Source organism: Halomonas sp. 11-S5 (assembly GCF_029889825.1).
Taxonomy (GTDB): Bacteria; Pseudomonadota; Gammaproteobacteria; order Pseudomonadales; family Halomonadaceae; genus Halomonas.
This window is the reverse complement of record NZ_JARANW010000025.1, coordinates 1-18,102: the sequence shown is the minus strand read 5'-3', so window position 1 is coordinate 18,102 and position 18,102 is coordinate 1. Positions and strand designations below refer to the sequence as shown.

At 63.2% G+C, this 18,102-nt stretch carries 24 protein-coding genes and 3 pseudogenes; 10 read left to right on the top strand and 17 right to left on the bottom strand.

The window, feature by feature from the left end:
• Positions 1-9: 9 nt before the first annotated feature.
• From ugpC to OP497_RS14585, 5 genes are all read right to left on the bottom strand, one after another.
• The gene (ugpC, locus tag OP497_RS14605) at positions 10-1,155 is read right to left on the bottom strand and encodes a sn-glycerol-3-phosphate ABC transporter ATP-binding protein UgpC (protein WP_280549668.1); all 1,146 of its coding nucleotides are present in this window, start codon (positions 1,153-1,155) and stop codon (positions 10-12) included.
• A gap of 12 nt (positions 1,156-1,167) precedes the next feature.
• Entirely contained in the window at positions 1,168-2,058 is an 891-nt protein-coding gene (locus OP497_RS14600) for a carbohydrate ABC transporter permease (protein WP_280549666.1), read from the bottom strand.
• A 17-nt stretch (positions 2,059-2,075) separates the two neighbouring features.
• Positions 2,076-2,966, bottom strand: coding sequence for a sugar ABC transporter permease (locus tag OP497_RS14595; RefSeq protein WP_280549665.1), 891 nt, complete (start codon positions 2,964-2,966; stop codon positions 2,076-2,078).
• A 72-nt stretch (positions 2,967-3,038) separates the two neighbouring features.
• Positions 3,039-4,355, bottom strand: coding sequence for a sugar ABC transporter substrate-binding protein (locus tag OP497_RS14590; protein ID WP_280549664.1), 1,317 nt, complete (start codon positions 4,353-4,355; stop codon positions 3,039-3,041).
• Between the two features lie 166 nt (positions 4,356-4,521).
• On the bottom strand, positions 4,522-5,478 hold the full coding sequence (locus OP497_RS14585; RefSeq protein ID WP_280549663.1) for a sugar-binding transcriptional regulator: 957 nt from the start codon (positions 5,476-5,478) through the stop codon (positions 4,522-4,524).
• A gap of 83 nt (positions 5,479-5,561) precedes the next feature.
• Here OP497_RS14585 and OP497_RS14580 point away from each other — a divergent pair, with 83 nt between their 5' ends.
• The gene (locus tag OP497_RS14580) at positions 5,562-6,317 is read left to right on the top strand and encodes an SDR family NAD(P)-dependent oxidoreductase (RefSeq protein ID WP_280549662.1); all 756 of its coding nucleotides are present in this window, start codon (positions 5,562-5,564) and stop codon (positions 6,315-6,317) included.
• Positions 6,318-6,338: 21 nt separating this feature from the next.
• Here OP497_RS14580 and OP497_RS14575 read toward each other — a convergent pair whose 3' ends face one another.
• Positions 6,339-6,896, bottom strand: a complete 558-nt coding sequence (locus OP497_RS14575; protein ID WP_280549660.1) for an NUDIX hydrolase — start codon at positions 6,894-6,896, stop codon at positions 6,339-6,341.
• 103 nt (positions 6,897-6,999) lie between these two features.
• On the opposite strand from OP497_RS14575, the gene OP497_RS14570 reads away from it, so the two are divergent.
• The 6 genes from OP497_RS14570 to OP497_RS14545 all read left to right on the top strand — a co-directional run bounded on the left by OP497_RS14570 (position 7,000) and on the right by OP497_RS14545 (position 11,456).
• Complete coding sequence (locus OP497_RS14570) at positions 7,000-7,620, top strand: CoA pyrophosphatase (RefSeq protein WP_280549658.1); 621 nt, start codon at positions 7,000-7,002, stop codon at positions 7,618-7,620.
• The gene (locus tag OP497_RS14565; RefSeq protein WP_280549657.1) at positions 7,617-8,285 is read left to right on the top strand and encodes a 2OG-Fe(II) oxygenase; all 669 of its coding nucleotides are present in this window, start codon (positions 7,617-7,619) and stop codon (positions 8,283-8,285) included. The genes OP497_RS14570 and OP497_RS14565 overlap by 4 nt, the downstream gene beginning before the upstream one ends.
• A 17-nt stretch (positions 8,286-8,302) precedes the next feature.
• Entirely contained in the window at positions 8,303-9,868 is a 1,566-nt protein-coding gene (locus tag OP497_RS14560) for an ATP-binding protein (protein WP_280549656.1), read from the top strand.
• A gap of 115 nt (positions 9,869-9,983) precedes the next feature.
• A complete protein-coding gene (locus OP497_RS14555; protein WP_280549655.1) occupies positions 9,984-10,319 on the top strand; it encodes a hypothetical protein in 336 nt (111 codons plus the stop codon).
• A 236-nt stretch (positions 10,320-10,555) separates the two neighbouring features.
• Entirely contained in the window at positions 10,556-11,200 is a 645-nt protein-coding gene (locus OP497_RS14550; RefSeq protein ID WP_280549654.1) for a response regulator, read from the top strand.
• A gap of 115 nt (positions 11,201-11,315) precedes the next feature.
• Positions 11,316-11,456, top strand: a complete 141-nt coding sequence (locus OP497_RS14545) for a hypothetical protein (protein WP_280549653.1) — start codon at positions 11,316-11,318, stop codon at positions 11,454-11,456.
• Positions 11,457-11,541: 85 nt separating this feature from the next.
• Here the strand turns inward: OP497_RS14545 and OP497_RS14540 are convergent, their stop codons facing one another.
• From OP497_RS14540 to OP497_RS14530, 3 genes and pseudogenes are all read right to left on the bottom strand, one after another.
• A complete protein-coding gene (locus tag OP497_RS14540) occupies positions 11,542-12,126 on the bottom strand; it encodes a hypothetical protein (protein WP_280549651.1) in 585 nt (194 codons plus the stop codon).
• 117 nt (positions 12,127-12,243) lie between these two features.
• On the bottom strand, positions 12,244-12,597 hold the full coding sequence (locus OP497_RS14535; RefSeq protein ID WP_280549649.1) for a DUF488 family protein: 354 nt from the start codon (positions 12,595-12,597) through the stop codon (positions 12,244-12,246).
• A 49-nt stretch (positions 12,598-12,646) separates the two neighbouring features.
• A pseudogene (locus OP497_RS14530) lies at positions 12,647-12,763 on the bottom strand (YtoQ family protein); the annotation flags it as partial.
• On the opposite strand from OP497_RS14530, the gene OP497_RS14525 reads away from it, so the two are divergent.
• Positions 12,737-13,087, top strand: a complete 351-nt coding sequence (locus OP497_RS14525) for a YHS domain-containing (seleno)protein (RefSeq protein WP_280549647.1) — start codon at positions 12,737-12,739, stop codon at positions 13,085-13,087. The pseudogene OP497_RS14530 and the gene OP497_RS14525 sit on opposite strands and share 27 nt — an antisense overlap.
• A gap of 609 nt (positions 13,088-13,696) precedes the next feature.
• On the opposite strand, the gene OP497_RS14520 is transcribed toward OP497_RS14525, so the two are convergent.
• From OP497_RS14520 to OP497_RS14510, 3 genes and pseudogenes are all read right to left on the bottom strand, one after another.
• Positions 13,697-13,921 carry an addiction module protein gene (locus tag OP497_RS14520; RefSeq protein ID WP_280549645.1) on the bottom strand — a complete coding sequence of 75 codons (225 nt, stop codon included), beginning with the start codon at positions 13,919-13,921 and terminating at the stop codon, positions 13,697-13,699.
• Positions 13,922-14,300: 379 nt separating this feature from the next.
• Positions 14,301-14,540, bottom strand: a pseudogene (locus OP497_RS14515) (DUF4160 domain-containing protein).
• A gap of 89 nt (positions 14,541-14,629) precedes the next feature.
• A complete protein-coding gene (locus tag OP497_RS14510) occupies positions 14,630-14,902 on the bottom strand; it encodes a CopG family antitoxin (protein ID WP_280549643.1) in 273 nt (90 codons plus the stop codon).
• Between the two features lie 446 nt (positions 14,903-15,348).
• On the opposite strand from OP497_RS14510, the gene OP497_RS14505 reads away from it, so the two are divergent.
• Positions 15,349-15,600 (top strand): type II toxin-antitoxin system prevent-host-death family antitoxin, encoded by a 252-nt coding sequence (locus tag OP497_RS14505; protein WP_280549713.1) that lies wholly within the window; start codon positions 15,349-15,351, stop codon positions 15,598-15,600.
• On the top strand, positions 15,597-15,851 hold the full coding sequence (locus OP497_RS14500; protein ID WP_280549641.1) for a Txe/YoeB family addiction module toxin: 255 nt from the start codon (positions 15,597-15,599) through the stop codon (positions 15,849-15,851). Before OP497_RS14505 ends, OP497_RS14500 begins: the two co-directional genes overlap by 4 nt.
• A gap of 78 nt (positions 15,852-15,929) precedes the next feature.
• Here OP497_RS14500 and OP497_RS14495 read toward each other — a convergent pair whose 3' ends face one another.
• The 5 genes and pseudogenes from OP497_RS14495 to OP497_RS14475 all read right to left on the bottom strand — a co-directional run.
• On the bottom strand, positions 15,930-16,127 hold the full coding sequence (locus tag OP497_RS14495; protein WP_280549639.1) for a DUF2283 domain-containing protein: 198 nt from the start codon (positions 16,125-16,127) through the stop codon (positions 15,930-15,932).
• 345 nt (positions 16,128-16,472) lie between these two features.
• A complete protein-coding gene (locus OP497_RS14490) occupies positions 16,473-16,748 on the bottom strand; it encodes a PBPRA1643 family SWIM/SEC-C metal-binding motif protein (protein WP_280549637.1) in 276 nt (91 codons plus the stop codon).
• 114 nt (positions 16,749-16,862) lie between these two features.
• The gene (locus OP497_RS14485; protein ID WP_036148342.1) at positions 16,863-17,150 is read right to left on the bottom strand and encodes a HigA family addiction module antitoxin; all 288 of its coding nucleotides are present in this window, start codon (positions 17,148-17,150) and stop codon (positions 16,863-16,865) included.
• A gap of 10 nt (positions 17,151-17,160) precedes the next feature.
• Complete coding sequence (locus OP497_RS14480; RefSeq protein WP_280549636.1) at positions 17,161-17,415, bottom strand: type II toxin-antitoxin system RelE/ParE family toxin; 255 nt, start codon at positions 17,413-17,415, stop codon at positions 17,161-17,163.
• A gap of 353 nt (positions 17,416-17,768) precedes the next feature.
• A pseudogene (locus OP497_RS14475) lies at positions 17,769-17,975 on the bottom strand (transposase); the annotation flags it as partial.
• Positions 17,976-18,102: the final 127 nt, after the last annotated feature.

The window sequence follows — 18,102 nt, the reverse complement described above, 5'->3', positions numbered from 1 at the left end:
GCACATCCGTCACAGGCTGTCGGCGTCGGAGGCGACGCGGTTGTCCCGGCGCGTCAGACGCGCGAGGGGGTGCTGGTGCAGGCTGGGCAAGGCCAGGCCGCTGGCATCGAAGAGATGGGCCCGCTCCGGCTCGAAGCCGAAGCGCACCTTGTCGTGGACACGATGCGCCACGTCGCCATCGGCCATGATGGTGACCATCAACTCACCCATCTGCACGTATAGCGAGGTCTGGCCGCCCAGCCGCTCGAGGACCTGAATCTCCCCTTCCAGCGGCCCCTGGTCATCGAGCAGCAGGTGCTCGGGACGGACACCGAGTTCCAGGGCCGAATCGACCGCCAACTCGCTGCCATCCGCCGGTACGCTGCAGGTCCCGCCGCCGGGCAGCCGGATCTCGACCCCCTCGGCGTGAGCCCGCTCGAGCCCGACCTCCAGGAAGTTCATCTTCGGCGAACCGATGAAGCCGGCCACGAAGCGGTTGCAGGGATGGTGATAGAGCTCCATGGGCGAGCCCACCTGCTCCACCTCGCCGTCATGCAGCACCACGATCTTGTCGGCCATGGTCATGGCTTCGATCTGGTCGTGGGTGACGTAGATCATGGTGGCGTCAAGCTCCTCGTGAAGCCGCGCCAGCTCGATGCGCATCTGCACGCGCAGCGCCGCGTCGAGGTTGGAGAGCGGCTCGTCGAACAGGAAGATGCTGGGGTTGCGGACGATGGCCCGGCCGATCGCCACGCGCTGGCGCTGGCCACCGGAGAGCGCCTTGGGCTTGCGATCCAGCAGCGGTTCGAGCTGCAGGATCTGGGCCGCCTCGAGGACCTTCTGGCGGCGTTGCTCCTTCGGCACCTTGGCCAGCCGCATGCTGAAGCCCATGTTGTCTTCGACGGTCATGTGCGGGTAGAGCGCATAACTCTGGAACACCATGGCCAGCCCACGATCGGCCGGGCCGACGTCGTTGATGCGCTGCCCATCGATGACGATATCGCCGGAGGTAGCACTCTCCAGGCCGGCGATCATGCGCATCAGGGTCGACTTGCCGCAGCCGGAGGGGCCGACGAAGACCACGAACTCCTTGTCGTTGACCTCCAGGTCGATGCCCTTGATGACGTGAGTGTCATCGAAGCTCTTGGTGATCTGCTTGAGTTGTAGTGTTGCCATGGGGAAATTCCTTTACTTGACGGCGCCAAAGGTCAGGCCGCGTACCATCTGCTTCTGGGTCATCCAACCGAGAACGAGGATGGGGGCGATGGCCATGGTCGAGGCCGCGGAGAGCTTGGCCCAGAACAGCCCCTCGGGACTGGAGAAGGAGGCGATATAGGCGGTCAGTGGCGCTGCGTTCGATGAAGTGAGGTTGAGGCTCCAGAACGCCTCGTTCCAGCTCAGGATCACCGACAACAGGCCGGTGGAGGCGATGCCCGGCAGGGTCAGCGGCATCAGCAGGAAGAGCACTTCCTGCAGCGTGCTGGCGCCATCCATGCGCCCCGCCTCGAGGATGTCCTTGGGCATGTCCTTGAAGAAGGTGTAGAGCATCCACACCACGATCGGCAGATTCATCAGGGTGTAGACGATGATCAGGCCGGTGCGGGTATCGAGCAGACCCACGTCGCGGAAGATCAGGTAGATCGGCACCAGCACCCCGACCGACGGCAGCATCTTGGTGGAGAGCATCCACAGCAGTGTGCCCTTGGTGCGCTTGGTGGGCAGGAAGGCCATCGAGTAGGCGGAGGGGATGGCGATCACCAGCGCCAGCAGCGTCGAGCCGAAGGCCACCGCGACGCTGTTGAGCGCGTAGCGGGCATAGCCCGAGCGGTCTTGGACCGCCTGGTAGCTCTCCAGGGTCGGCGAGAAGATCAGGCTGGGATCGGCGATGGCCGCCGCTTCTGTCTTGAAGCCGGTCAGCACCATCCAGAAGATCGGGAAGAAGATCACGCAGGCGATCGTCCAGCCGAGCACGGCCAGGCCGAGCTTCCTGATGCCGGGCGAGGCCAGCAGGGAGGGCCGGGCCGCCAGCGGGATCGCGGCAGTCTCCGACCCGGGTTGCTTGGTTCTTGAAGTAGTCATGAGCGGCTCCCGTTGCCCTAATCTTCCAGGTTCTTGGCCACCATGCGGACCAGGAAGATGGCGACGATATTGGCCAGGATGATCGCGATCACCCCGCCTGCGGAGGCCATGCCGACGTCGAAGTCGAGCAGGGCACGGATGTAGATCAGGTAGGCCAGGTTGGTAGTGGCAAGCCCCGGACCGCCCGAGGTGGTCACGAATATCTCGGCGAAGATGGTCAGCAGGAAGATCATCTCGATCATGATCACCACGCTGATCGCGCGCTTGAGGTGCGGCAGGGTGATGAAGAAGAAGATCGCCACCGGGCCGGCCCCATCCATGCGCGCCGCTTCCACCTGGTCCTCGTCCAGCGACTGCATGGCGGTGAGCAGGATCAACAGGGCGAAGGGCAGCCACTGCCAGGCCACGATGATGATGATCGAGGTCAGCGGCAGCGAGGAGAACCAGTCGACAGCCGGCAGGCCGAAGGACTCGGCGACCCAGGAGAGCACCCCGTTGGAGGGGTGCATCATCATGTTCTTCCACACCAGGGCGCTGACCGTGGGCATGACGAAGAACGGCGAGATGGCCAGCACCCGGGCGATGCCGCGCCCGGCGAACTCCTGCTGGAACAGCACCGCCAGCAGGGTGCCACCCACCACGGTGATCGCCAGCACCCAGCCGACCAGCAGCAGGGTCGTGCCCATGGCCGACCAGAGGGCGGGATCGGTGAACAGGTATCGGTAATTTTCCAGTCCGGCGAAGCCGGTCATGCCGGGCATCAGCAGGTTATAGCGCTGGAAGGAGAACCACAGGGTCATGCCCAGCGGCACCAGCATCCATATCAGTAGCAGGGTGACGGCCGGCGCCTGCAGCGACAGGGTCCTAAGACCCCCGACGGTGCGGCCGGAAGCGCGTGTCTTGTTCATGAGATTACCCGCGAAACCAGGTAGGGAAAGGGACCCGGCCGGGGCGACCCGGCCAGGAGCAGCTGAGCTGCGTCAGTCGTCGAGGTAGCCGGCACGTTCCATGGTGCGCTCGGTGGCCCGCTGGGCACTCTGCAGGGCCTGTTCGACGGTCGAGTCACCGGTCAGGGCCGAGGCCACCATCTGACCCACCCGGGTACCGATGGACTGGAACTCGGGGATGCCGACGAACTGCACGCCGATGTAAGGGCTCGGCTTCAGCGTCGAATCGGTGGGATCGGCGCTGCGCATCGCCTCGAGCACGAAGTCGGCGAAGGGTGCCGCGTCGCGGTACTGCTCGTTGGCATAGGTGGACTCACGGGTGCCGGGCGGCACGCTGGTCCAGCCCTCGGTCTCGCCGACCAGTTCGATATACTCCTGAGAGGTGGCCCATTGGATGAAGGTGCGCGCGGCCGCCTGGTTCTCGGAGGTGGCCGGGATCGCCAGCGCCCAGGACCACAGCCAATGCGAGCCCTTGGGAGTCTTGGCCACCGGTGCCGGTGCGAAGCCTACCCGGGTGGCGAAGTCGGGATCGTCGTAGAGCTTGCCGGCTGCCGAGGTCGCATCCACCCAGATCGCGCAATTGCCACGCGAGAACAGCGCCAGGTTCTCGTTGAAGCCGTTGGAACTGGCCCCGGGCGGGCCATAGTCGTTGAGCAGGTCGACATAGAAGCCGACTGCCTCCTGCCATTCGGGAGAGTCGAGCTCGGGGTTCCAGTCCATGTCGAACCAGCGTCCACCGAAGGTGTTGACCAGGGTCGAGACGAAGGCCATGTTCTCGCCCCAGCCCGGCTTGCCGCGCAGGCAGATGCCGGCCAGCTCGTTGTCGGGATCATTCAACTGGCCGGCCCAATCGCGCACCTCGTCCCAGCTCGGCTGCTCGGGCACCTCGATGCCGGCCTCGTCGAAGAGGTCCTGGCGGTAGTACATCATCGAGCTCTCGCCATAGAACGGCAGCGCATGCAGGGTGCCCTCATGGGAGAGGCCGTCGCGGACCGACTGCAGCAGGTCATCGACCTGGTAATCCGCGGGAAGATCATCAAGCGGTGACAGCCAGCCCCGCTCGGCCCAGATCGGGACTTCGTAGGTACCGATGGTCATGACGTCGAACTGGCCGCCGCCGGTGGCGATATCGGTGGTCATGCGCTGGCGCAGCACGTTCTCTTCCAGCACCACCCAGTCGAGCTCGATGTCGGGGTGGGCCGCCTCGAACTCCTCGGTGAGGCTCTGCATGATCACCATGTCGTTGTTGTTGACCGTACCGACGGTGATCTCGGTCTGTGCCTGGGCTTGGGAGGCGGCGGCGACGGCCACCGTCAGGGTGGCCAGCGGCAGGGCTCGGGTGAGCTTCATGATGGGCTCCTCTCGGGACTCGTGTTGTTGTGTGTCAGGCTAACTTGATCAATTTGATCATCGATCAATCAAATGATCGGACACGAGTCCACAAAAAGCAAAGCCCTGCGACCTAGACTTTGGTCGGAAGAAAAAATAGATTCCGCAGTTTCAAGAGGTTGAGGGACTACTCGGCAGCCCGCTCGGTGATATAGCGCGCCGCCACCTCATCGGTGACCAGCCCCTTGAGCCAGCCGCCGCGCAGCGCGGCGAGGATCGCTGGCGCCTTGTCGATGCCCGCGCCCAGGGCCACCAGCGACTGCCCGACCAGGGTCTCCAGCGGCAGGCTGGTGACGCGACGGGTGATGGTGCAGTCGATGACCCGCCCGCGCTCGTCCAGCGGCCAGCCCAGCAACTCACCCACCGCCTCCCTGCCGAGCAGCTCATCGAGCTCCATCTCGGTGATGAAGTGATCCTGGAAGAGGGTCGCCTGGCGGTCGATCTTGCCGATGCCGATAAAGCCCGCCTCCGCGTCGCGGGCCACCTCGCTGATCGCCTGGAAGAGACGCTGCTCCTGCATGGCCTGCTTCTCATCCACCGAACTTGCCACCACCGGTGCCGGCAGCAGGAAGCGCTCACCGCCAGTCTTGTCGGCCAGCACCATGACGCCGTCATAGCGGTTGGAGGAGCCGTCGCGGGCCACGTTGCCGACCAGCGAGACGAAGCGGTGCTGGGGGCGCTCCACCCGGCTGAGCGCTTCCACGGTGGCACGCACGGCACGTCCAGTACCCAACGCCAGGGTCAGCGGCTCGCTGCGCTCCACCAAGCGCGCGATGCGCTCGGCGCCGGCCACCGCCAGGTAGTGCGCGGCACCGTCCGAGGCCCCAGGCTCCGCAGGCACCACATCGCAAAAGTCGAGGCCAAAGCGCTCACGGATGGCACTGCCCATGGCCATGCAGGCGGCAATGGGATGATCGATATGCACCTTGATCAGCCCCTCCTGGCGGGCCAGCGCCAGCAGACGCTGCACGCCCGGACGCGATACGCCCAGCTGCTGGGCGATCTCGTCCTGGGTCATGCCTCCCACGAAAGACATCCAGGCGGCCCGCGCCGCCTGGTCCAGCTTGACTTCAAACTTGTCCACGGCTCGTTACCCCTAGGCCCTTGCGCCTGTTCTGCGCCATCATACAAAGTTGTCCAACATCCACAACGCCAAGGAGACTTTCCATGCCCATCGCCATGATCACCGGTGCCACCTCAGGCTTCGGCCGCGCCGCGGCCTATCGCTTCGCCGCCGCTGGTTGGTCGCTGGTCCTCACCGGCCGCCGCAGCGAACGCCTGGAGGCGCTCGAGCAGGAGCTCGGCGACAGGGTCCGGGTGCTGACCCTCACCCTGGACGTGCGAGATGCCGAGGCGGTGGCCCGCGCGGTCGAGGCACTGCCCGCCGAGTTTCGCGAAGTCACCTGCCTGGTCAACAATGCCGGCCTGGCACTGGCACCCAAGCCGGCCCAGGAGGTCGACCTCGCCGACTGGCACACCATGATCGACACCAACGTCACCGGGCTGGTCAACGTCACCCATGCCATGCTGCCGCGGCTGATCGCCACCGGCGCCGGGGCGAGCATCATCAACCTCGGCTCGGTGGCCGGCAGCTGGCCCTATCCCGGTGGCCACGTCTATGGCGCCACCAAGGCCTTCGTCGAGCAGTTCGGCTACAACCTGCGCTGCGACCTGAAGGGCACCGGGGTCAGGGTCACCGACATCTCGCCGGGCATGGCCGAGACCGAGTTCACCCTGGTGCGCACCGAGGGCGACCAGGCCGCCTCGGATGCCCTCTACCGCGGCACCACGCCGCTGCAGGCCGAGGACATCGCCGAGCAGATCTTCCACGTGGCGACGCTGCCCGACCACATCAACATCAACCGGCTGGAGGTGATGCCGACGCGCCAGACCTGGTCGCCCTTCACCATCGACCGGGACTGAGGCGCTCAGGCGCGGCCCCCGTCAGGCACTGCCAAAGTAGCGCTCGCGATCCTCGGCGGTGATGTCACTGACATGCAGCGGGAAGGCGGCATCCTGCCGGTCGTCGTAGAAGTGGCGCAGGGTGCGCTCGATGGTGGGAAAGGCGAGCGCGTCCCAGGGGATCTCGTGCTCCTCGAACAGCGCCACCTCGAGGCTCTCGGGCCCCGCCGCGAAGCCGCCGGCGAGGTCGGCGAGGAAGATCATGTAGACCTGGTCGATGTGCGGCAGGTTGATCAGGGTATAGAGCCCGTGGATCTCGACCTCGGCACAGGCCTCCTCGCGGGTCTCGCGGGCGGCGGCCTCCAGGGTGGTCTCGGCGTTCTCCATGAAGCCCGCCGGCAGGGTCCAGAAACCCTTGCGCGGGGGAATGGCACGGCGACACAGCAGCACCCGGCTGCCGCTCACCGGCAGGGTGCCGGCGACGATGCGCGGGTTCTGGTAGTGGATAGTGCCGCACTGATCGCAGAAGTAGCGCGGCCGGTCATCCCCGTCGGGAATCGCGAAGCGCACGGGTTGGCCACAGTGACTGCAGAAGTTCATGGCGCTCCCTGGCAGGCTGGCGGGTGGCTTCACGGCCACCCGGTCAGGGCTTGACGCCGCTCATGGCGGCCGAGTAGAAGGAATCAAACCCGATGGAAACCCCATGTTAGAGAACCTTCGCGAACGCCTGCAAGCGCACCGCCCACGCCGGGTCGGCCTGCGCCTGCCCGAGGCCGCGGTGCTGCTGCCCATCGTCGACCGCCCCGAGCCGACCCTGCTGTTCACCCGCCGCGCCGACCACCTCAACACCCACAGCGGCCAGGTCGCCTTCCCCGGCGGCAAGCGCGAACCGCAGGACGCCGACCTGCTGGCCACCGCGCTGCGCGAGTCCCGGGAGGAGATCGCCCTGCCGCCGGAGCGCGTGGAACTGCTCGGTCGGCTCTCGGACGTGATCTCGCTGCACGGCCTGCGCGTCACCCCCTGGGTGGGGCTGATTCCGCCCGACCTGCCGCTCGTCCCTGACCCCAGCGAGCTCGACGCCATCTTCGAGGTGCCGCTGTCGCACTTCCTGGAGGACCAGCGCACCCACACCGACGTGATCCGGGTCGACGGCCGCGACTACTACGTACCCAGCTACCGTACCGATGGCCACGTGATCTGGGGGCTCTCGGCGATGATGCTGGTGGAACTGCTCGCCGAGGGCTTCGCCATGCCGATCAGCCTCTTCGAGCGCCCGCCGGGCGAGCTGCTCTTCCGCCCCGAGCGCCGGGTCTCCAGTCCATGACGACGACCACGCTCCCCTCGGCCACCGCCCTGCCCCACGAACGACTGGCCGAACTGGTCGACGCCCTGGTGGCCCAGGGCTGGTACGTCGGCGAGGCCTTCATCCCCGCCGAGCTGTGCGCCGAGCTCTACCAGGAAGTGGCCGCCATGGCCGACCACCAGGCCCTGGAAGCCGCCAGCATCGGGCGCGGCCGGGCACACGCCCTGCGCCGGGACATCCGCGGCGATGCCATCCGCTGGCTGGACCGCGAGAGCCGGGCCCGGCGCCGCTACCTGGAGGCCATGGGCGAGCTGCAGCAGGAGCTCAACCGGGCGCTGTTCCTGGGGCTCTTCGAGTACGAGGCCCACTTCGCCCACTATCCGCCCGGCGCCTTCTACCGCAAGCACCTGGACAGCTTCCGTGGCCGGGCCAACCGGGTGGTCTCCACGGTGGGCTACCTCAACCCCGACTGGCCCGCCGACGCCGGCGGCGAGATAGTGATCTTCGACGCCATTGATCCCGAGCGTGAAGTGTCCCGGGTACGCCCCGAGGCCGGCACCTTCGCCTGCTTCCTCTCCGACAGCGTGCCCCACGAGGTGCTGCCCACCCGCCTGCCCCGGGCCAGCATCGCCGGCTGGTTCCGGCGCAATGCCTCGCTGGGCGGCCTGGTGGACCCCGCGCACTGATGGCGGACGAGGCAGCGATGGACGAGACACAGCGACTGCAGGCACGCGTCGCCGAGCTGGAAGCGCGCAATGCGGCCCTCGAGGCCGAGAAGGCCCACTACCGCTGGCTCGCCAACAGCACCACCGACCTGATCTCCCGCCACGCCCGGGACGGCACCTTCCTCTACGCCTCCCAGGCGGCCCGGGACCTGCTCGGCTATGCCCCCGAAGAACTGATCGGCGTCTGCGCCTACGACCTCTTCCACCCTGCGGACCTCAGCGACCTGCTCAACAAGTCACCGCGGGTCTACTACCACGACGGCTTCTACCAGCAGACCTACCGCTTCCGCGCCAGGGATGGCCACTATGTGTGGTTCGAGACCACCAGCCGCACGCGCCGCGACCCGGCCAGCGGCGAGCTGATCGATATCCTCTGTGTCTCCCGGGACGTGAGTCGGCGCATCCGCCTCGAGGCCCACCGCGAGCGCCTGGCCCGGGTCGTGGAGTCGACCACCGACTATGTGCTGTTCGTCGACGGCCACGAGCGCATCTTCTATTCCAACGAGGCCGCTCGCCGGCTGCTCTCGCGGCCGTCACGACGCTTCCGGGAAGACAGCGAGGCGCCCCTCGATCAGGCCTACACGCCGGATGCCCTGGCGATACTGCGCGAGGTCGTGCTGCCCGCCGTGGCGCGCTACGGCTCCTGGAGCGGCGAGCTCGAGATGCGCGGCCCGAACGGGCCCGTGCCGGTGCTCAGTGTGGTGATGGCCCACTCGGCGCCCGGCGCCGAGCCCGACCACCTTTCGCTGCTCAATCGCGACATCGGCCTGCGCAAGGCCGCCGAGGCCCAGGAGCGCCGCCATCAGGAACAGATCGCCCACGCCAACCGTCTGGCCACCACCGGCGAGCTCGCGTCCAACATTGCCCACGAGCTTAACCAGCCACTGGGGGCCATCGCCAACTACACCAGCGGGGCCCTGATTCAGCTCGCCGCCGACCCGCTCCGTTCCGCCGACGCGCTACGCCTGCCCCTCACGCGCATCAACACGCAGGTCCAGCGCCTGGCCGAGCGGCTGCGCCACATCCGGACCTTCGTGCGCAAGGGGCAGACGCGCCCCCGGCCAGTGACGCTGCACGAGGTCATCGACGCCGCCTGCCGGCTCTGCGAGTGGCAGTACCAGCAGACCGGCGTGGCACTGGAGCACGACCTCCAGGACGGCCTGCCCCGGGTCCTGGCCGACCCGGTGGCCCTGGAGCAGGTGCTGGTCAACCTGCTGCTCAACGCCCTGGAGGCGAGCCGCGGCCGACCCGAGGCCGACCGGGTGACGATCCACGCCCGGCGCACGGGCCCGCGGGAGGTCGTCCTCACGGTCAGTGACCGTGGCCCCGGGGTGCCGGCGGAGGCTCGCGAGCGGGTCTTCGCCCCCTTCCACACCAGCCGTCCCGAGGGGCTAGGGATGGGCCTGGCCATCAGCCACTCGCTGATGGAAGCCATGGGCGGTGACCTGCGACTGCTGCCCGTCGACGGCGACGGCGGGGCCAGCTTTGCCGCCACCCTGCTGGCGGAGCCCGGGCTGGCCACACCGGGCTACCGCACGCGATGAGGCGGCCGTGATCACGCGCATCGACCATTGAGCTCGACGCCCCGCCTCGGTCATGATGGATAGAGGGAAAGCACTCAAGGACGAACGAGCCACGGCATACCGCTGGAGGAGCCATATGCAACCGCTGAGCTACTACTACTACAACGTGCTGGAAGGCCTCGAGAAGCCGAGCGATGTGCCGACGTCCCACCTGCAGGAGGGCTACGACATCCTGTATCGGCATGGCGGGCGCATCGAGATCGACCTGATGCACAGGGCCGAGGATGGCAATGCTCAGGGCGAGCCCTTCCACTGGTACGAGGAGCTCGATGACGAACAGCGGGCGAAACTGCACAAGGCCCTGGATGGCGGTGACCCGGCGAAGATCCTCAAGATCTTGCAGCGCAACGGCTATGCCGGCGTGCTCTACCACCATGCCTGGGAACACTTCCGGGAGGCGGACTCGGCGTGATCACCGCCAGTATCGCTGAATGCCCGGGTGCCGCCACCCGATAGCGATGCAGGGCTCGCGAATGTTCGCGGGCCCTGCTCCTGTCTGACCGGCAGACCTTATTGACCCATGCCGACAAGCCAGGCCACGTCAACTAACGTGGAGTCGACGACGGTTCCGAGGGCGCCCCCTTTGCCGCTACACTGCGGGCAGGCTCCACCCTGGCCACCCCACTTCGACCCTACCCCGAGGCGCCCGTGAGCGAGCCCCCCTCCTCCAGCATCGCCATCGTCGACGACGACCAGGCCCTGCGCGACTCGCTGGCCTGGCTGCTTGACTCCGTGGGCATTGCCAGCGGCACCTTCGCCGATGGCGAGGCCTTCCTGTCCGCCGACCCCGAGGGCTTCGATGCCCTGCTGCTGGACGTGCGCATGCCAGGCCTCTCGGGCCTGCAGGTACAGCAGCGGCTCAACGACCTCGAGCACGCCCCCCCGGTGATCTTCATGACCGGCCACGGCGATGTGCCCATGGCAGTCTCGGCGCTGAAGGCCGGCGCCTTCGACTTCATCGAGAAGCCCTTCAACCCCCAGCAGCTGATCGACACCGTCCAGCAGGCCCTCGCCGAGCATCGGCGTCGCCGGGAGGCCAGGCGTCGCCTGGCCGGGCTGCAGGCACGCTACGCGGCCCTGCGCCCCAAGGAGCAGCGCATCCTGGTCCACGTGGCCGAGGGGATGACCAGCCGACAGATCGCCGAACAGCTGGGGATCAGCGCCAAGACGGTGGAGGTCTACCGGCTGCGTGCCATGAAGGCCCTGGGGGCCGCCAACCTCGCCGAGCTGGTGAGGCTCTGCGTGGCGCTGGGACTGGTGGAGACGCTGCCCGACGAGGCCTCCCCTGGCTGATCGGCTGCCCGCTCCCGGGCGCCTGGCAGTACCCTCCTAAGCCTCTAGACTGCAGGAGGGGAAACACGGCCGCATCGGTGGGCGCGCCAGACACCTGCGCAGGGGAGATCACGCCATGAACAGGACCGCCATCCGGACCCTACTGCGTTTTCTCGCGGACAATGACCGCTACCGCGGCAAGATAGACGGTATTCGCGGGCCGAAGACACGGGCACGGCTGGCTCGGCCGGAATACGACACCTGGTGGCGCCTCTGAGAGGAAGAGGGGTGGTCAGCCTGGGGCGCACGCGAAACTTCGACTGGATGCATGTGCAGGCGGCCAAGCTCTGACACCAGGCGCCTCAGTCACGCAGGATGGTCATGCGGCGCGTCTCGTCTTCGGGGAAGACGCGGCCACTCTCCAGGGCGGCGAAGAGGTGCTGGAACACCACGCCAGGCTCGCCGAACACCTCGCCGGAACGGAAGTAGGAGTGCCCCTTGGGGTAGTCATAGCGGGTATTGACGTCGTCGCAGTCCACGGCGAAGACGTTGCGCGCCACGCGGCTCATGTCCTCCGGGCCGGAGTGCCCGAGGCGCCGGGAGGCGATGCGGCTCTTCAGGTTCGAGGCCTTGCTGGCGCGCAGCGCCAGGTCATCCGAGGCGAAGTAGACCGTGACATTGCGTGAGGCATGGACGATCAGCTCGCCGCTGTGCCCCTCCTCCAGCGACTCGTTGACGATATCGGCGGCGATCAGGAAGGTATTGCGGAACAGCATCGGCACCCCACCCGGCACCGTGCTGCCGAGTTCCAGGTACTGCCCCGCCGCGACTTCCTCGCAGTAGAAGACCGAGTTGCTGGCGGCGTTGTTCTTGAGGTCGAAATCGAAGGGTCGGTTCGCCCGGGTGCGGATGCTCTGGGTGGGGAACCGGTTGGTGATGAACAGCATGATGAGCCACCTCGAGGAGTGGACGGCAGAAACGCTGCCATTCCTCTTGAAGCTAGCACAGCCTCCCCCGGCGGCCAGGTCACGGTCACGTCAGCCACCGGTCACAGGCCACGCGGCTCATCTGCCCAGCATCGCCAGGTACTGCCTGAGGACCACGGCATTGTTGTGGCGAACGTCCCTGGCAGCGAAGACCAGGGTGACGGTGTCGCCGGCGGCCCGCTCGGCCAGGTCTCTCAGCGTCTCGCGATGCGCCTTGAGCTCGGCCAGGTAGCGCCGACGAAACTCGCCCCAGCCGAGGGCCCCGTCATGGAACGCCTTGCGCAACTCGTCGCTGGGGGCAATCTCCCTGCGCCATTCGTCGATTCGCGCATCGGCCTTCGCCACCCCGCGGGGCCAGAGGCGGTCGACCAGCACCCGGTAGCCATCGTCTCGACTCGGGGCCTCGAAGGCACGCTTCAGTTCGATGCTCATGGAGGAACCTCCTGGCGGCGAATATCCCCCAGTGTAGCTAAGCGCCGGCTCAGGCCTCGAGCACGTGGCGCAGGAACTTCACGACCTGGTCGGTGGTAGTGCACCAGGCCTGAGCTTCCGCGTCGACCTCCTTGAGCGGATGGACGATCTCCTCGCTGTGCAGGCTGGCCTGGCCTGGTCGCTGGGGCGGCGGACGACAGGCTCGCCCGACTATCAACTGGAGTGGCACGAGGCCACCTGGCAGTTCACCTCGGCCGAGCATCGCGACCGCTTCGAGGTCGACCCCGAGGTCTACGCGCCGCAGTACGGCGGCTGGTGCGCTTGGGCGGCGGCCCGCGGTGAAGCCGCCTCGACCGTGCCCGAGGCATGGAAGGTCGTCGACGACAAGCTCTACCTGAACTACAGCCGCTTCATCCAGTGGCGCTGGGAGCGCGACATTCCCGGCTACATCGAGGCCGCCGATGCCCACTGGCCGGATATTTTCGAGTGACGATCCCGCCTGATGAGCGCCATCAGGCGGCCGGCACCAAATAGCACGCTCACGCCACCCCAACGAAAAGGGCCCGCGATTTCTCGCGGGCCCTTTTGTGTGTTGGATGAGTTCGTCGACTCGATGAGGTGGCGGGTAGCCCCCTGATCGTCGGACAAGGTTCCAACATGTCGTTATCGAAGGAACGCAGAGGTCGGTGTGGGGAAAGGACGGCAATCGGCCAGCAGAGGACGATCCGGCGAGCCTGATATAACGCCCGGTTCACGCGCCGGTTTGGAGCGGCGAAGCAGCGGAAAATCGGTCGCTGTGCAGCCGATTGTTCAAGCCTGCCCAGCCAGTACTGCGGACGCCGCCGGTCATGGGCAACAGCCAGAATCTGGAAATCACCAGGCCTCTCTCGGTAAACGATAGACAGGGGAAACCTGTGAAGGGGCGCTCTACGAATATCTAGTGGCAACTCGACATGCCAAGCTTTTGGTGACTCGCCAACTAAATTGGCCAGGGCCTCAAATTCCTCTATGAAGGCACCACCCAATCCCGGAACTTTTGATTCGTAATAACCAACTGACTCCAGGAATTCGGCTTCCGCTGCCGGGTGAAAAGAATAGTTCATTTGATCAGTGCTCTAGCCTTCTTCATTACCTCATCGCCAGACACAGCCTGAACTGTGCCATTATCGAGCTCTTCGCCTCTGCGCCGGGCCTCAAGCAACCAATCGGACCTGAGCTCTTCTTCTGACGGGGACTCCAGACTCAATACCAGTCGCTGGATCAATTGCGCTCGCTCCTCTTTAGGGAGGTGGAGCGCCTCGTCTTCAATTTTCTGGAGATTCATGGAGAAAACCTCTCGTTCACGTATTGCTCAATTTTGACACGGATAGGTATCACGTGCCACAACTCGGATTTCCCGCTTTAACGCCCGCAGCACGCGAGGCTTTGGAATGGAGGCGAAGCCGCAATGGAAAAGACGTCGCCGTGCCTGCGATGGTTATGTGCTGTGAGCGACGTTCGGAAACCTCTCGGGATGCTCAATAATTTCCTCCGTCAGGTCTACATCAATATCAGGCCAGTAGAAGTGTCCCGGGGATTGCTCCTCAACATTCACGATTGCACTGACAGGCTGCTCCTTAAACCACGGAAAACTGTTATACGGCATGAACAACTCACGGTCGTGTGCCAGAAGCCATACGCCATGTGTAGAGATATTTGTCACCTCAACTGCTGAAGTGCTGTTTCCAAGCGCTGACAAGCTCATCGCCGTGATCCTCCACCAGTGATTCGATTTCTTTCAACTGCTGCCGGTTATAGCCGTGGTTTTTGGCAAGCTCAAGATCTGGTTCAAGCTAGAATTTGGCCTCCCCATCGCCTGATACTACATGAACATACATCCGAGGTTCTTCTCGGGAAAAGAAAAAGAAGCGATACCCCTTCTCTCTGAATACTGTAGGACTCATCCATACTCCTCAGACACAACGCCCGGCATCACCGGTGACGGAACCGCAGCGGAGCGGAGGTTTTTGCATCCGGTGCATGGCCTGGTTAGCTACCGATCCTCATGCAAGCGACCTTCGACATACTTGTGGAGAATGCTGGCAACAAGTGTTTGATAGGGAATACCTTCAGCCAGCGCTTTTTTTTGCAGCCCACGAAGATCCTTGGAAGAAAGCCTGATGTTGATGCGGGCATCCTTCTTGAACATGGCTTCGGCATACTGCTGATGTTGCGCTTTTTGACTCTCAACATCAGGCGCACGCTGTAGCTCTCCAGCATCGAACGCGTCCAAAACTTCCTGCTCTTCTTTATCCAACCTACTCATTTCGGACCTCCCAAATAGGTTTTGGTCGCTTTCCGGCTCGGAATGATCGTTTTCAAAAACACTTCGTCTTCCGATTCTACAAAGGACACTAGATAGGCGTATCCCTCTACTTCAATCACATGAATCTTCTGGCCTGGATACCGTTCCTGATTCTGATACTCGAACGTATCCAGGATACCTCCGATCGAGATGTGCAAAACCACATCCTCGAACGAGATGCTCCTTCTCTCTTGGAGGAGCTTATTCTTCTCTGGGTTCCATGTGATAGGTTTCATGAGTGAAGAGTAGCACATCGTGTGCTTTTTGTACTCAATAGATAACGCCCGGTTCACGCGCCGGTTTGGAGCGGCGAAGCAGCGGAAAATCGGTCGCTGTGCAGCCGATTGTTAAATCCTTTGGCGTACGGTATCCTGACCATGACCAATATCCTGTACAGGAGCAGTTTTATGGATGCCATTAGCTATACAGCCGCTAGAACCAATCTAGCAAAAACCATGGAACAGGTCTGTGAAGACCATTCTCCGGTGATCATTACCCGAAGCAAATCACAGTCCGTGGTCATGATCTCTCTTGAGGACTACGAGGCGCTGCAAGAGACCGCCTATCTCCTGCGTGCACCAAGGAACGCTCGTCGCTTGCTGGAATCTGTTGCCGAACTGGAGCAAGGCGGTGGTCAGGAAAAGGAACTTCTTGAATGAAACTCATCTTCTCCGAGAACGCCTGGGAAGACTATCTGTACTGGCAGAAAAGTGACAAAAAGATCCTTAACCGAATCAACAAAATGATCAAGGAGACCAAGCGAAAACCGTTTGAAGGTATCGGTAAACCGGAGCCCCTCAAGCACAGCCTCGCCGGTTACTGGTCTCGCCGAATCAACGAGGAACACCGAATAGTGTACAAAGTCACGGATGACGCTTTACTTATCGCCCAGCTTCGATACCACTACTGATTTAACGTTTAGCTAAGTGGCGCGTGTAAGCGCGTCTGGTGGAGGCCCGACAGGGCCGGAACGCACTTGAGCGACTTGTTATGCGGCTATGCCTTCTACTTGCAAATGACTAATGTCGGTTCTCTGGCTGGCGTGCTCGAAGGTGATCGCGCATACATTCCCGTCGGAATCTAAGTCAAGAAGAGTGTTTTCATCTAAATCTCGGGTTTCCGAGATTTCTCGGCCCTGGAACTCAATATACAGCGTGTCGGTGTCTTTAAAGTACTGGACTTTCATGACTTGAATCCTCGATCGAAGAATGCATTAGGGACCGTCTCTCGGTCCGCAAGCAAAACCACCCGAAGGTAGCGGCCTCCCGCCTCTGGAATCCGGGCCCACCTCCGAATGCGTCCGTCAGATTGGACATGCTGGTGCTCCGGGCGTTCGACTGCCCTCTGAATCCACTCGTCCCGTATTCCGGAGCGATCCGGGCGACTTCGGGTTGCTTCGAAATACCGGGTAGTCCTCATATTTCTACTCTACAGCCCGCATAACGATAAGGATAACTTGACGGCGAAAGCGTAGCGACGATAGGAGTGTAGCTTTTGCCGGTCAAATTGACCCGCTGTTCAGCACAAAACTTCAGACCAACAACGCACCGGAACCACCACAGCATTTCTTATATTTCTTCCCACTACCGCAGGGACAAGGCGCATTCCTTCCAACCTTTTCGGATACTGAAGGCGAAGAAGGATTCAACATTTTCTCAAAATCCGACATGTCTTCAGGTTTATCTAATTCAAACCCAATGATATAGTGCCACCCATGTTCCGCACATGTTTCAGCAATATATCTTGCTTTTTCTTCAGAATATACACGAACGATTATTGGTCGTTTCTCTGTTCCTAGTTTTGCCATTTTAACTCCATGTTCTTGGTTGCTCTTTAGTGCTAACGCCCGCCATCACCAGTGAAAAAACCGCAGCGAAGCGGAGGTTTCGGCATCCTGTGCATGGTCTGGTTATATGCTGCTTCAGGCTGCAACAAGCTTCTTCACATTGAGCTCTTTGCGATGTTGTTCGGCATGCCAGAGTTCATATTGGGACTGCTGATTCAGCCAGCTTTCTGCCGAAGTATCGAAAGCAATAGAGAGCCGGATCGCCATTTCGGGACTGATACCGGCCTTGCCATTCAACACGGCACTCAGCGTTTTTCGGCTAACACCCAATGCCTCTGCCGCCGCCGTGACAGAGAGACCAAGGGGCTCAAGACAAAGCTCTCGCAGTACTTCACCCGGGTGCGGAGGGTTGTGCATTAACATTAGCATTACCTCAGTGATAATCCTCATAGTTCACAATCTCGGCATCTCCGTCTTCGAACCGGAAGGTCACTGACCAGATTCCGGCCCGGGTGCCAGAGAGTTCGTGCAAACGAAGACCGGGTAAGTCCATATCTTTGGCATTCGACGCTGCATTCAATCTACCGAGAATGAGCCGAAGTCTCCTTTCGTGAGCGGCCTGAATCCCTGCAGTGCTGCCGGACTTGAAGAATTTTGCCAAGCCCTTGTGTTTGAAGCTTCGAATCATTCCCTGAATGTACCCTGTAACGTGTCAGGTGTCAAAGCGCATAACGGTTCAGCATTTCTTCGCCGTGCGGAGCATGGCGTATAAATGCCTGTTGGACTAAGCCGCCCATCAGGCTGCTACACAGCTTCTATAGGGTATTGTATTGGCCGGTGTGCGGCCTGAGACGTCAGGTCGCGCGCAGTCGGATCTGTTACGAGGCGTTCGGGCAGTGATGTTGGCCATGATCCCAGTTCCCTCCGGGTCCAATTTGCCCCAACGTAGCGCGCTTGCTGGTCGAAATCCATCACCAAGACGAGCGCCGCTGTGACCCGCGAGCGGGCCGGATCGGCATCCGGTGCCTTCTCGACAATTGCCAGCGCCTGGCGGATCTGTGCCAGGCGTCGTCGCCGGCAGCGATTGGCCAGAAAGCCGTAGTGTCGGACCCGCATCAGCCACGTGGGCAGCACGTGGAGCAGGAAGCGGCGCACGAATTCCTCACCATCGAGGACGAGCTGTTTACGCCGGTCACGGTCGCGGTAGTCCGTGTAGCGCAGGGTCACCTCTGAAGGATCCCCACGAATTCTGTGCTATTCGGCGCATAATGCCTGCTCCTTGACCTCCTCACGAAGGTTCTCTCGGAGAATTTTCCAGGAGGGCCAGGGCACGGCGCCGGGCCGTTGACGCCGAAGCCACTCCAGTCCCAGGCGC